Here is a 13,372-nt window from a genome sequence, read left to right as displayed (position 1 = left end):
GTCGGGTCGGCCCGCGTAGTACGACCACACTGGCCGTACTCCGCGGGCCCGGCGGTGAGCATGCGGCACCGCCACATCACCACTCAGTCGGCCAAGGCCCCTGAGACGCTGCCAGCGCGCGCAGCGGACCGCCCTGGGTCAGCTGGCGGTGGGCCAGGTCCGCAGCAGAGCGGCGATTTTCCCGGCGGTGCAGGCGGGATCCAGCAGGAGGTCCTTCAGGGCGACCGCATCCTGGCGGCCGGGCTTGACGGAGATCCCGGCGGCCTCCAGGTACATCACCCCGGACGCGGCGGCGACGGCCATGTTGGAGCGCTCCAGCCAGCGGCAGCGGCCCAGCGTGTGCACCAAGGCGGCGGCCTTGGCGTAGGGCCCGCTGTAGATCGGCTCCTCGAGCAGCTCGGCCCGGTGGCGAGCGATCGCTGAGACCGGGACGCCGTAGTCGTCGGGGGCCGGGTCGTTCGCGCCGGCCAACTCGGCGACCTGGAGGATCCAGGGAACGTCGATGTGCAGTTCCATCAGGCCGCGTGCGCTCCCCGAGCCGTCTGCTGGGCTTCCTCGGCGTCGTCGAAGACAGCCTGGTGGTCGGCCAGGAAGCGGGCCGCCGCGTCGACCGCGTGGGCGCGCAGCCCGCTGGCATCCTCCTGCACCAGTCGCGCGAGGTAGTCCCCGACCCCGAGCCCCAGATCCGCAGCACGCTTCTTCGCGAGTTCGGCAACGTCCTCGTCCACGCGTGCGCCCAGCTGTGTCTTGGCCATGCCCGCATGGTAACAGGTGTTACCAGGGCGGTCGAGCCGCGAGTGCCATCCCTCTGTTCGCGCGACGACACGCCACCTCATCGTCCGGGGCCGCGACAGCCGGCCCCTCACTTGCCGCCCGCGAGGGCGCGAGGCCGCCCTGCGTCACATTCACCAGGTGGCCACCTTCACGCAACCCTTCACACACCTCGCGAGTCACATCAGCGAAGGTCTTCGCCTTCAATCCCTTCTTCAACCACGGGAGTTCCATCGTGCGTGCACGCACCCTGGCCGCCACCGCCGCCGCAGCGGCACTCTCCGCCGCCGGTCTGACCCTGCCGCTCGCCGGGAACGCCGCGGCCGCCACGACTCCGCGATTCGACTTCAACGGCGACGGATACGCGGACATCGCGGTCGGCATGCCCGATGCCACCGTGGACGGCAAGGCCAAGGCCGGTTACGTCAGCGTGATCTTCGGCGGCCCGCAGAGCCCGAGCCAGTCCACCGGCGTCATCAGCCAGGCCGAGGCCGGCATACCCGGCACGCCCGAGGCAGGTGACCGCTTCGGCTCCTCCGTGGCACCCGTCGACGTGAACGGCGACGGCGTCTTCGAGCTCGTCGTCGGCGCGAACGGCGAGTCCCTCACCTCCGACCAGCTCAAGGACGAAGGCACCATCACCGTCCTGGACGGCTCGGGGTGGAACGTCGAGGGCGTCACCGTGGCCCGAGGCGTGTCCGAGTACAGCAACATCGGCCGCACCCTGGCGACCGGTGACTACGACGGCGACGGGGACACGGACCTCGCGTACGGCGAGAGCGACGAAGAGGGCGGCGCGCTCCGTTTCCGCCCGGGACCACTCACCGCCGACCCGGTGACCACCACCACCCTGCGCAGTTACGGCATGGGCGGCCGCACCCGGGACCTGGCCACCGGCGACTTCGACGGCGACGGACGTGACGACCTCGCCACCGTCTGGAAGAGCACGGAGAATGCCGGCACCTTCATCACGCGCTGGGACGAGCAGGGCAACCCGGCCCGGTGGTGGGGCGACCCCGACGGAGGCAGCGCACTGGCCACCGCGGACTTCGACCTGGACGGCACCGACGACCTCGCGGTCGGTCTCGTACAGGACAACCCCGAGTCGGAGACCACCCATTGCGAGGACCGGCTCGGTGGTGCGGTGCTCGTGCTCAAGGGCTCGACCACCGGGAACTTCGGGGACGACAACCAGTGCGTCAATCAGTCGAGTCCGGAGGTCGGGGGTGCCGCCGAGGAGGGCGACGACTTCGGCGCCGCGCTGGCCGCGGGCGACCTGAACGGCGACGGCCGCCCGGAACTGGTGGTCGGCGTGCCCGGCGAGGACGTGGGCACCGTCAAGGACGCGGGAGGGTACGTCACCGTGAACGGCACGGAGCACGGCCTCTACGGCGGTCTCGCCCGCAGCCAGAGCACGCCGAACATGCCCGGCACGGCCGAGGCCGGCGACCGCTTCGGCGCGCAGGTGGCGGTCGGCGACTACAACCGCGACGGACTGTGGGACACCGCGGTGAGCGCGCCCGGGGAGAACGCCGGTGACCCCAGGTCGGGCGGCGTCTGGTTCGCGCCGAGCAGCACCGAGGAGACCTATCCGCTGGGCAAGTCGCTGACCCCGTTCGGCTTCGCGCTGCCCAACGGGGCCATTGCGTACGGTCAGATAATGGAGTCCTAGGACTTGGACTTGTCCGGGCACCCGGCGGGTCCGCGTGTCGCCTGGTCACCGATCGCCTGGTCACCGGTGTCCGGGAGGCGTGTCGTGCCGGTCACGGACCGCCGCACGACTCGCCGGCTCGGTCCGCTGCCCGAGAACACACTCCGGCCGGAGCAGTGCGGGCAGCGAACCACCCGTGCAGCAAGCGGCTTTGACGGCCCGTCAGTTGACCTTCGTTGCCCTCAGTTGACCTTCGTGCCCGCGCATTCCTCCGCTTCCGCGACGTACACCGCGACCGGGCCCAGTGTCAGCAGTCCGCTGGCGGCACCGGCGTGCTCCGCGTGGGCATCGCGCAGGGCGGCCGCGGCCTGGGCGGCGACCTCCCGTTCGCGGAGGCGAACGGCGGCGCGGACGGTGAGGCACCACATGGCCTCCTGCATGTGGTCACGCGCCGGTTCCGGCGCCGACCGCAGGGCGGTTCGGGCTTCCTCGCCCCGGTTCTGAGCGAGCAGGACGAGCGGCCGCGCCCACGGCAGGTACGGGCCCCAGTCGAGGCGCGGGTCGGTGGGCGCGGGCCGGTCGTGCAGCAGGCGCAGGCCTAGGAGGGCGAGCGGGAAGAGACCTCGGTGCAGTCCTGCCATGCCGGCTGTCCTCAGCTGGAGTTCGGCGGCGCGGTAGTGCGCTGCCGCCGTGGCCGCGCTGGGGCCATCGGGTTCCGCGCTGCGGGCGGCGGTGGCCCGGGCTCGGTACCACCCGGTCAGCACGGGCACGAGGGACGCCTCGGTGCTCGCGGCGAGTTGTTCGGCCGCGTCGGCGTGCGCGGTCGCGGCGCCGAGGTCGCCGAGTGCCGAAGCGGACTGCAGCCGGACGAGTCGGCCGAGTACGGCGAAGTTCGGCAGGCCGTGGCGGGTGGCCAGGTCGAGGAGCTCGGCCCCGATACCGTCCCGCACGGCGGCGAGCCCGGGTCGGGCGAACGACTGGAGGTAGCGCCCGTTGAGAGCGAAGGCCAGAAGCGCGGGGTCGGCGAGGCCCCGTGCCAGCGCCTCGCTCTGCCGGGCCGCCTGGTGTGCGCGCTCCCGCTGGAGTGCGGACAGATCGGCGCTGCGGCTCTCGACGGCGACGGTGGCCAGGAGGCGGGCACTCAGGTCGGCGGGGCAAGCGGGACCCAGCGCCGTGAGCGTGCGTTCGGCGGCCTCGACGACGGCTCGTGACTGCTCCGGGTCGTCGGCCCGGCTCCACAGTGCGGGCACGTCGTAAGCGCCGATGACCCGGGCGGTCAGCAGGAGGTCACCCGTGCGGTGGGCGGCCTGGATGGCCGCGAGGCGGTCGCGCCGCGAGTGGACGAGGGCTTCCCCACCCGCCAGTGCAAGGGTGCGGGCCAGATCCACCGTGGTGCGCGGGCCGAGCCGTACACTTCGGCCGGGCCACGCGGTCCGGGTGTCGGCGGCGGACGGGGACCCCGTGAGGATCTCCGCCTCCAGGCTTCGCAGGGCCGGACCGGGGTCGAGCCCGAGTTGGCCGGCGAGCATCGCGCGGGCGCGGCGAAGGGTGGCCAGCGCGTCAGCCCTGCGGCCGGCGTGGTGGAGCGCGCGGGCGAGCAGCTCCCAGGCGGGTTCGCGCCAGGGGTGTTCGGCGGCATGGGCACCCAGCTCGGCCACGAGACCGGGCCCCTCGCCCGCGTCCAAAAGGATGCGCGCGCGCAGTTCCACCCCCTCCAGCCGCAGCTCCTCCAGCCGCGTCCGCTCACGCTGCGCCCATACGGAGTCGGCCACGTCGGCGTAAGCGGGTCCGCGCCAGGACGCGAGGACCGCTTCGAGGTCGGTCACCGCATCGGGGTGTTGCCGGGCTCGGGACAGGGTGTCCTGGAAATGGTGGACGTCGACGTCCTCACGGGGCAGCAGCAGCGCGTAGCCGGGCCCTTCGGTGACGATGACCCGCGGCGGGGTGCGCGGCGCACGGTCGGGTTCGAGGGACCGGCGCAGGGCGGCGACGAAGGTGCGCAGGGCGCCCACGGCGCGATCCGGCGGATCGGCCCACAAGTCACCGACCAGGGTGTCGGTGGTGACCATCCGGCCTTCGGCGGCGACCAGCCGCCCGAGCACCTCGCGATGGCGTGGTCCGCCCAGTTCGACGGGAGTGCCGTCATCACGCAGGGCTCGTACGGCCCCGAGCACGTCAATGCGCATGCCCCCATCCTCCGTGCCGGGAGGGGGCTACGCCCAGCCGTGCTGATCGGCTGCTCATCGGTTTCGCGCAGGCTGACGCCGTCAGTTCCCCACCCGAAAGGACGGCCTCCCATGGCCCTCACCATTCCCGGCTTCGACCTCGTCCGCGTGCCCGGCACGGACGGCGTGGACGTGGCTGCCGCTGTCGGCGGCAGTGGTCCCCCGGTAATCCTGCTGCACGGTTTCCCGCAGACCCACCTGATGTGGCGGCACGTCGCGAAGCGGCTCGCCGAACAGCACACGGTGATCTGTCCCGACCTGCGCGGCTACGGCGCCAGCGGCAAGCCGGAGGCCACCGACCCGGGCGTGTACGCCAAGCGCGCCATGGCCGCCGACGTCGTGGCCCTGGCCGCGGCGCTCGGCCACGAGCGTTTCGCCCTGGTCGGCCACGACCGGGGCGCCCTGGTCGCCTTCCGGGCCGGCTTGGACCACCCGGACACCGTCACGCACCTCGGACTCCTCGACATCGTGCCGACGCTCGACATGTGGAACGTCCTGCACGGCGCCCCGGCAGCGGTCGCGTACCACCTCTTCCTCATGGCTCAGCCTCCGCGCCTGCCGGAGACGATGATCGGCAACAGCGCGGACGCGTTCTTCGGTTCGTTCCTCGACGCCTGGACCGACGACCCGACCGCCGTGCCCGCGGACGTGCGTGCCGAGTACCTGCGGGCGAGTGCCGCGGCGGTGACATCGATCGTCGCCGACTACCGCGCCTCGGCGGGCATCGACGTCGAACACGACCAGGCGGATCTGGACGCCGGCTCGCAGCTGGCCATGCCCGTGACGGTCGTCCAGCAGGACTGGGGCACACGCCTGGGCTATGACGCCGCCGGCGTGTGGAAGGCGTGGGCACCCGACCTGGACCACCGGTTGACGCGGGCGGGGCACTTCATGGCGGAGGAAGCCCCGGACGAGATCACCGCGGCGATCCAGGACCTCCTCGCCCGATGACGCCCCTGACGGCGCCGGCCCGGCGTCCTGCTCAACCACGTCTTCCTCTGCGGACCGCACCCGTCAGATCGCGGGCGACACGTACGGGAAGAACGCGGTGGGAGGGGCGTCGACGGCGTCTTTGCCCAGGCCGACACTGAGGGCGCTGTTCGTGGTGAGGGAGAACATCACTTCGCCGGCGTTGTCGTTCAGCGCTCTCCCGTTGAACTCCGCGAATCCGAACACCGCCGGTGTGCCGACGGTGTAGGGGAGAGTGTTCGGGAGAATGCGGTCGGCTACCTCCCGGCCGTATTCCTCCGCGTCGGTGGCGGTCCGACGGGCGCCCACCACCGCGGCCACCCGGGCGGCGAACTCCTCGGCGAACGCTTCCGAATCGCCGGTCGGCGGAGTCTGGTTGAGCCGTTCGGCGAGGTCGTCGTCGAACTGCGCGAATATCGGGGAGACCATCGGAAGTCCGCACCGGTCGATACGGTGCCATCCGCCGGAGTCGGTCGCGAGGGCCGTGACCCCCCAGACGCGGATGTCGGGCCCGCTCGTCAAGGGCAGCAGGTCGGCGTCCGGTACCTCCAGGACGATGGACCACACCTTCTGCTCGGAGAACAGGCTCTTCACCGACGTCCCGTCCGGAGCCGGTACGTCGACGTCGGTACCGTGCTGGAACGCCTGGCCGACCGCTTGCACCACCACGGGGTTCATCCAGAACGGGTCGCCGGCGCGGCCGGTCCACACGCGCAGTCCCTCCGCACCGTCGAGCGTGTGCCCCGTCGTGCCGGTGGACAGCACCGTGCCGGCGGCCGCGTCGTCGGTGGCGTCCGCTCCGACGAGTCTGCGCAGTTCCACCGTCTGCGACCCGTCCGCGTCCGCGGTCCCGAAACGGAAGCGGTATGCCAGATCCTCGACGTTGTCGCCCGTACCGTCGACCTTGAACTCGTATCTGGCCTCCGGGTGGTACCCCTTCGGCGCACTCGGACCCGCGGATTCGGAGGCCACGTTCATCACGAAGACCGTGCCTCGTTCACCCCGGAACACGTAGAGGTCCGAAATGTTCAGGCGGGCATCGGCCCGGGCCGCGGGGGAATCCAGATGATGGGACATATCAGTGGCTCCACATGACTGCGGTAAGGGCGAACGCCTCTCTCGACCGCGAAACGCGTACGGTCACTGAAGCCGCCACCTGCACGACACCGTTTCGTGGCCAGGTACCAGCCCGAACGGATTCCAGAAGACGTCTCGAAGGCCGACGGCCTTCCTTGCATCTCCAGCCATTTTAATTGCTTTGCCTAATTCAGCCCTTTTTCGTGCCAAACGTGCGCCCGTGGGAGCTGCCGCAGCAGGAACCGGGTGCGCCCGTCCAGGTCGTCACCGCACCGGCATGCCCGAGCGGCTGTCACCGGTCGGCCGGCGCACGCAGGGGCGCATCGCGCAGTCGTCGATGCGGCGGGGCCACGGACTCGGCCGCCCACCGTCACCGCGACACTCGGGCAACCTCGCCCCGTCCACGGCCGAGGAGAGCCGGACAGACTGTGGCGCATCCGTCAGCCACCCGCTTCGTCCGCATAAGATCGGAATTGTGACCAGACCAGTACGGAGCCGACGTCGTCGGCGTCCCCTCGACGGACAGCGGCAGGCCATCACGCTGTCACCCGTGCTCGTCACCGTCCTCATCGCCGGCGTCGCCTTCGCCACCCCCAGAGAGATCGCCTTCAGCCGCCTCCTGCCCGCTGCACCCGCTCTGGCGGCAGCTCTGTGGCCCGTCCTGCCCACGATCCTGCTGGGGGCGTTCTGCTTCCTGATCATGATCTGCCTCAGTTTCGTCCACTCCGACCTCGGGACGCCGTACACGGCTGCGGCCATCGCCGCGGTCACTCTCGCGGCCGCCTACGCCAGCCATCTGCGACTGCAGCGCGAGGAGACGCTCTTCCAGGTCCGGCTCGTCGCCGACGCGGCACAGAAGGTGCTCCTACGGCCGCTGCCGCACCGCGTCCGGGACATCGAGATCGAGTCGCTGTACCTGGCGGCACAGGAGCAGGCGCGCATCGGCGGTGACCTCTACGAGGTGGCCGACACGCCGTACGGCCTGCGCCTGCTCATCGGCGACGTACGCGGCAAGGGCCTGTCGGCGGTGGGCGCGGCCGCGGCGGTGATCAACTGCTTCCGGGAGAACGCCTACGACCAGCCCGACCTGGAAGGCCTGATCAACCGGCTGCAGATCACCATGACCCGGCACAGCGCCGCCATTCCCGCCGACGACCAGCAGGAACACTTCGCCACCGCCCTGATCATCGAGATCCCGTACGGCGGCGGGCTCGTCCGGGTCCTGAACTGCGGACATCCACCGCCGGTGTTCGTGCAGAGCGGCGAGGTCCGCGTTCTCGAACCCACGGTCCCCTCGACACCGCTCAATCTCGCCGCGCTCCTCGGAAACAACTACTTCGTGGACACCATCGCCTTCGCGCCGGGCGATCAGATGCTGCTGTACACCGACGGCGTGACGGAGACCCGCGATCCCGGCGGCACCTTCTTCCCGCTGCCCGAGTGGATGCACCACCATCGCACGGAGGAGCCCCGGGAACTGCTCAACCAGCTCCACACGGACCTGCTCCGCTACAGCGGCGGACGGCTCGACGACGACATCGCCGCACTCGCCGTGCGCTACCGCTGACAGCCGCCCGGGATCACCGGCCCAGGCACGTGAGAGCGAAAAGGACGGGTCGCACGCCAGCCGGATCCGTGCGACGGCGGACACGGGGCCGCACGCCCGCACACCCGGTGCCGGGACACGGGCGTGACCTGCTTGACCCGCTGGGTCACCCCCTGCACAGTCGACATCACCAACAGGCGCGCCGCCGCCGTCCACGGCCTTCTGCGCAGGCGGCACCCGGCCCCGACACCCAGGAGCGACTGATCCCGTGGTCCTCGACCTGGTCCTGATCGGTACGGCCATCACCCTGGGCCCTTTGCACAACAGCGCCTTCATCCTGCTGCTCTCCTCACGGCACGGCGTACGCAAGGGCCTGGCCTTCGCCTTGTCCTGGCTGGCCAACCTGCTCGTGGTGATCGCGTGCGTCGCCCTGCTGACCGGCGGCCACCCACCGGCCCGGCACACCTCCCCCTCGACGGCCGCGATCGCGGTGAAACTCGCTCTCGGACTGGCCCTCGTCCTGTACGGCGCACACCGGCGCCGCAAGCCGCCCCGCCCTCACGGCCCGCCACGCTGGACCGCCAAGATCGACGACGCCTCCCTGGCCACCGCGGCCGGTCTGGCATGGCTGCTGCAGCCCTGGGCGCTGGTCGGCGCGGGCGCCGCGTCCGCCGTCAACGCGGACCTCTCCACGCCCACCGCCTGGCTGACACTGATCGGCTACTGCCTGCTGGCCACCCTCAGCCTCATCGTCATGGAGACGTACACACTCCGCGCGCCCTCGGCCGCGAACGCCCGGCTGAACGCCCTGCGAAGCGCGCTCGAAGACCACCAGGACCAGCTGGTCGTCACCCTCTCGCTCCTCCTCGGCCTGTGGCTGACGGCCCACAGCATCTACGAGCTGGTCACCTGACACGGGCGCCTCCGGCCCGGACGGCGCACGGCTCGGCCGAGTGCGGCACGATGGGGGAGTGCGTACCCGGCCCGTACTCGTCTTCGACGGAGACTGCGGCTTCTGCACCAGAGCCGTGGACATCCTCCGGAGGCTGGTGAAGCCGCGCTGTGAAGCGGTCCCCTGGCAGCGGGCCGACCTCGCGGCACTCGGCACCGACCGGCACCGGGCGCAGTACGAGGCCCTGTGGGTCACCCCTACCGGGACGGTGTACGGCGGTGTGCAGGCCGTGGCCAAGCTGCTGATGAGCGCCGGCGGTGGGTGGGCCGTCGCGGGCACCGTGCTGACACTGCCGCTGGTGCGCTGGATCGCTCACGGCGCCTATCGCGTGGTGGCCCACAACCGCGGCCGTCTGCCGGGGGGAACAGCGGCCTGCCGCCCCATCTTGTGACGGTGGGGTGGGGGCCAAGGCGGACCGGGGTCGGCGCCGCCGGACCGTCCCCGGCGCGTCAGGGACGCTCGAAGGCCTGCAGCAGCCCCCCGACGAAGAAGCACAGCGCTCCCGCGAGAGTGCCCCAGTTGGCGATGTCGACGTTCAAGACGCTTCCCGTGGCCGGCCTGGTGAAGTCGGCCAGCGCCGAGACCATGAAGAGCACGGAGCCGAGTTGATTGACCGCGACGATCCACCAGCCCAGGTCGCGTGGACGTACGCCCAACCGCCCGTGGCACACCTCGGCCAGGGCGAGGTGCCCCGAGATCAGGAAGAGGACGCAGCCGACCATGTCGGGGGCCCAGATCAGCCTGTTCGTCTGCTGCGTCGAGAGCCCCGTCAGCAGGGCGCTCACGAGGTTGATCCCGAAGACGAGCGTTCCCACGAACAGCAGGAAGGTGCTCAGCCAGTCGATGCGGCCGGGTTCGTAGCTCCACCACTTCCAGCTCCGCCCGCGCAGCGCCTCGGACGCGCCGTCCCGGCGCGGCGCGTTGATCGCCTGCAGCAGTGACGCGTAGCCGCCCGTGTTGAAGAGCAGACCGCCGGCGAAGTAGATCCAGACACCCGTCGTGCCGCCCGTGCCGAACTGCGCGAGCCCGGCTCCGACGGCGAAGAGACCCCCGCCGGCGGCGAAGGCGGCCGCGGCGACGGAGTTCAGTCTGCGCAGCCTGGTGATCGACACGCTGTCCGCACGTCGGGGACGGGGCGTCGGGCCGGGCGCGGGCCGTACGAGCAGCAGTCCTCGTTTGCGTGCCAGGCGCGACTCCCAGACAGCGGTGCCGCCGTCGTCGAGGACCCAGGTCAGCCGGGTGGTGAAGGGCCCCGCGCCCTCTGCGGTCTCCTCGGAGGTGCTCACCTGCCGACCGTAGCCGCCCGGTACCGCCTTTCCCCTTCTGCGACTCCGGCCCAGTTGCGCGACCCGGCTCGAACGGACCGGCACCGGCACCGGCACCCGGGTACGGGTACGGGTGCGGCCTGACGGTCGGCGCTTTAGGGCGACGCTTGGGGGGCGATGCTCAAAGGTGCGGCTCTCCCCCGCAGTGGGTCGGCCTTCCCGGATCGGATCGAGGCGAGGACCGGCTGGGACGACTCAGTTCGACCGCGTTGAAAGTGAGTGCCCTCGCGCACGTCCCAGGTGCAGACTCGGCATCTCCAACTCAAGGGGGAAACATGAGGTTCACCCGTTCCGTCCTGGGCGCCACCGCCGTGGCGGCCCTGACCGTCGGTGCCACGACCGCGCTGGCGGCACCGGCCTCCGCCGCGCCCAACACCACCCCGCAGAAGGTCTGCGGCAGCAGCTACAAGACCGTGAACTCGGCGCCCGTGGGCTCGCTGGGCACGATCTACCTGACGTACAACGCCTCGAACGGCAACAACTGCGTCGCGACCATCCGCAACAACCCGGGCACGGCCATGGACATGTCCGCCTGGGTCTACGTTCCCGACACCAACGCCTCGGACGAGGACTTCGGTCGGTACACGTCGTACGCCGGCCCGACCTACGTCTACGGCAAGAACCACTGCGTCGACTGGGGCGGCCAGATCGGCGGCATCTACGTGCAGGTCACCGGCTCCAACTGTGCCAGCCTCCAGGAGCACCGGGTGACCACCACCCGCTGACCCCCGGGCCGGACCGGCGCTTTCGGTGTCCCGCCGCTTCGTTCGGCCGGGGCATCGGCAAGCGCCGGCCCTCCTGCAGGGCCCGTCGCACTGGCACCAAGTAGACAGTCACGAGGTTGATTTGACTGTCCATCAGCTGAGCTTGACGCCCTCGTCACGGGTACAGGTCGGACCGATGCGCGCTTTCACATGTCGAGGACGATGTCGCCGTCCGGTCGGGCGCAGCAGATCAGCACCTCGCCCTCCGGCGGGTTCTCCAGCAGTGCGGGGGCGTAGGTGACCGCTCCGGACAGCAGCGGGGTGGTGCAGGTGTGACACACGCCGGTGCGGCAGCTCCAGCGGGTGGGGACGTCGCACGCGTCGGCGAGTTCGAGCACGCTGCGCCGGTCCTCGGGGAAGGGCGTGGAGACGCCGCTGCGGGCGAAGGTCACCTGCGGTCCCGTTCCGGGTGGGCCCGGGGGCTGGTGCGGCGACCCGGCCGCTGCGGAGGTGAGGCCGGGGTTGATGGCGGGCAGCGCCGAGAAGGCTTCGGTGCGGATACGGTCCGGGTCGACGCCGGTGGCCGTGAGGGCGTGCCGCATGTCGGTCATGAAGGCGTCGGGTCCGCACAGGTAGGCGGCGGCGTCGGCGGGCAGGTCCAGTGTCATGAGGGCCTCCCGGGTGAGCCGTCCCCGGGTGAAGTCGCCGTGGGGGTGGTCCTCGGCGGTGGCCGCGCTGTAGAAGACGTGCTCGTGTCCGTGCGGAAGGGCGGCGAGCAGCTCGTGCGCCTCGGCGGCGAGGGGGTGTTCCCGGGGGCTGCGGGCGCCGTGGATCCACCAGACCTCCCGGTCGCGGTCGTGGGCGGCGAGTTCGTGGAGCATGGCGAGCACGGGGGTGAGACCGATGCCGGCCGAGACGAGGACCACCGGTTCGCTGCCCTCGGTGAGGACGAACTCACCGCGGGGTGCCGCTACGTCGAGCAGGGCGCCGGGGTGTGTCCGGCTGGTCAGGTATCCGCTCACCGTGCCGTGGGGTTCGTGCTTGACGCTGATCCGGTAGCGGCCGTCGGCGAGCGTCGACGAGAGCGAGTAGCTGCGCACCGGCACCGGTCGCGCCGCCGAGGGGATCCGCAGCGTGAGGTACTGGCCGGCGCGGGGGTCGGGCAGTGGAGTGCCGTCGGGCGACGTCAAGTACAGCGAGGTGACGGAGGAGTTCTCGGCGACCACCTCGTCCACCCGCAGTTCGCGGAAGCCCGCCCAGGCCGGGCCACTGGGTGCCTCGGAGGGGTCGGCGGCGAGCAGGTCGCGGAAGGAGCCCTGCCACCCGGGGCTCAGGGCCGGGACGGACAGGGCCAGGCGCAGCTTGTCGGGGTCGCGGCCGGGCAGGTAGAGCAGGGCGTCGGTGTCGGCCACACTCAGCGCACCCGGCCCGGTACGGGTCTTGGTGATCGTGTCGCCGGCCCGGACATGGCCTTCGCGGATGACGCGCATGTAGAAGCCGGGCCGGTGGTGGCCGACGAGCAGGGCCGGCAGCTGCGGTTCGCCGACGCGCAGCCCCACGCGGTAACAGGTGACCCGGGGTTGGCTGACTTCGAACTCGGCGTCCCCGATGACGTAGCGGTCACCGATGCAGACCTCGTCGTCGCTCAGGCCGTCGACGGTGAGGTTCTCACCGAACTCGCCGTAGGTGAAGTCGTCCCGGCCGAAGTGCCGCTGCCGGTACCGGTAGGACTCCAGCTGGTAGACGAGGACAGCGCGCTGTTCGCCACCGTGCCCCGCGCGGTCGCCTTGGCCGTCCCCGTCGATATTGAGTCGGCGAACCATTGCCGCGCCCGGCACCGGGTACTTCCAGACGCCGGTGCGGACGGTTCTGCCCTGCCAGGTCACGTTCTGCGGCATGCCGACGTTCACCGACAGCAATGAAGGCATCCCCGGCTCCTCCCTGACGCGGGTCCTCGCCCACGCCGAGCGGCGGCGGAGCACCGGTCATGCGTGCACCCGTCACGCATCCGGTGGGACGCGGTGGGTCCTCTCCATTGTGTGAGCTGGAGGGGTGCCGTGCGAGGTCACCGCGCACGTGAACGCCGCCGGGAACGCTTCGGCCGCCGCTCGGTGACACCGGGCGGCGGTCGAGCCCATCCGCGCTCGGCTGC

General features: G+C 71.3%; 12 protein-coding genes. 6 read left to right on the top strand and 6 right to left on the bottom strand.

The annotated features are described in order from the left end of the window. Positions 1–138 precede the first annotated feature (138 nt). Together ACWGIS_RS01895 and ACWGIS_RS01890 are read right to left on the bottom strand one after the other, a co-directional pair. Positions 139–516: a fic family toxin-antitoxin system, toxin component gene (locus ACWGIS_RS01895; protein ID WP_453360458.1), complete on the bottom strand. Its 378-nt coding sequence runs from the start codon at positions 514–516 to the stop codon at positions 139–141. Next, on the bottom strand, positions 516–755 hold the full coding sequence (locus ACWGIS_RS01890; protein WP_453360457.1) for a hypothetical protein: 240 nt from the start codon (positions 753–755) through the stop codon (positions 516–518). The genes ACWGIS_RS01895 and ACWGIS_RS01890 overlap by 1 nt, the downstream gene beginning before the upstream one ends. Positions 756–1,006: 251 nt before the next feature. Between ACWGIS_RS01890 and ACWGIS_RS01885 the strand changes: the two genes are divergently transcribed. Then, on the top strand, positions 1,007–2,443 hold the full coding sequence (locus ACWGIS_RS01885) for an FG-GAP repeat protein (protein WP_453360456.1): 1,437 nt from the start codon (positions 1,007–1,009) through the stop codon (positions 2,441–2,443). Positions 2,444–2,664: 221 nt separating this feature from the next. Here ACWGIS_RS01885 and ACWGIS_RS01880 read toward each other — a convergent pair whose 3' ends face one another. Then, complete coding sequence (locus ACWGIS_RS01880) at positions 2,665–4,608, bottom strand: BTAD domain-containing putative transcriptional regulator (protein WP_453360455.1); 1,944 nt, start codon at positions 4,606–4,608, stop codon at positions 2,665–2,667. Between the two features lie 111 nt (positions 4,609–4,719). On the opposite strand from ACWGIS_RS01880, the gene ACWGIS_RS01875 reads away from it, so the two are divergent. Further along, the gene (locus ACWGIS_RS01875) at positions 4,720–5,598 is read left to right on the top strand and encodes an alpha/beta fold hydrolase (protein WP_453360454.1); all 879 of its coding nucleotides are present in this window, start codon (positions 4,720–4,722) and stop codon (positions 5,596–5,598) included. A 63-nt stretch (positions 5,599–5,661) separates the two neighbouring features. Here the strand turns inward: ACWGIS_RS01875 and ACWGIS_RS01870 are convergent, their stop codons facing one another. Next, entirely contained in the window at positions 5,662–6,693 is a 1,032-nt protein-coding gene (locus tag ACWGIS_RS01870; RefSeq protein WP_453360453.1) for a DUF4331 family protein, read from the bottom strand. Between the two features lie 550 nt (positions 6,694–7,243). Here ACWGIS_RS01870 and ACWGIS_RS01865 point away from each other — a divergent pair. From ACWGIS_RS01865 to ACWGIS_RS01855, 3 genes are all read left to right on the top strand, one after another. Then, a complete protein-coding gene (locus tag ACWGIS_RS01865) occupies positions 7,244–8,260 on the top strand; it encodes a PP2C family protein-serine/threonine phosphatase (protein WP_453360452.1) in 1,017 nt (338 codons plus the stop codon). A gap of 247 nt (positions 8,261–8,507) precedes the next feature. Continuing rightward, the gene (locus ACWGIS_RS01860) at positions 8,508–9,152 is read left to right on the top strand and encodes a GAP family protein (RefSeq protein ID WP_453360451.1); all 645 of its coding nucleotides are present in this window, start codon (positions 8,508–8,510) and stop codon (positions 9,150–9,152) included. Between the two features lie 58 nt (positions 9,153–9,210). Then, positions 9,211–9,582: a thiol-disulfide oxidoreductase DCC family protein gene (locus tag ACWGIS_RS01855; protein WP_453360450.1), complete on the top strand. Its 372-nt coding sequence runs from the start codon at positions 9,211–9,213 to the stop codon at positions 9,580–9,582. 58 nt (positions 9,583–9,640) lie between these two features. Here ACWGIS_RS01855 and ACWGIS_RS01850 read toward each other — a convergent pair whose 3' ends face one another. Next, a complete protein-coding gene (locus tag ACWGIS_RS01850; RefSeq protein ID WP_453360449.1) occupies positions 9,641–10,477 on the bottom strand; it encodes a hypothetical protein in 837 nt (278 codons plus the stop codon). Positions 10,478–10,791: 314 nt separating this feature from the next. Here ACWGIS_RS01850 and ACWGIS_RS01845 point away from each other — a divergent pair, with 314 nt between their 5' ends. Continuing rightward, entirely contained in the window at positions 10,792–11,241 is a 450-nt protein-coding gene (locus tag ACWGIS_RS01845) for a spore-associated protein (RefSeq protein WP_453360448.1), read from the top strand. Positions 11,242–11,426: 185 nt separating this feature from the next. On the opposite strand, the gene ACWGIS_RS01840 is transcribed toward ACWGIS_RS01845, so the two are convergent. Beyond that, positions 11,427–13,148 (bottom strand): MOSC domain-containing protein, encoded by a 1,722-nt coding sequence (locus tag ACWGIS_RS01840; RefSeq protein WP_453360447.1) that lies wholly within the window; start codon positions 13,146–13,148, stop codon positions 11,427–11,429. Between the last annotated feature and the right edge of the window lie 224 nt (positions 13,149–13,372).

This window comes from Streptomyces sp. NPDC054842 (assembly GCF_053611025.1).
This window is presented reverse-complemented; position numbering and strand designations above follow the sequence as displayed.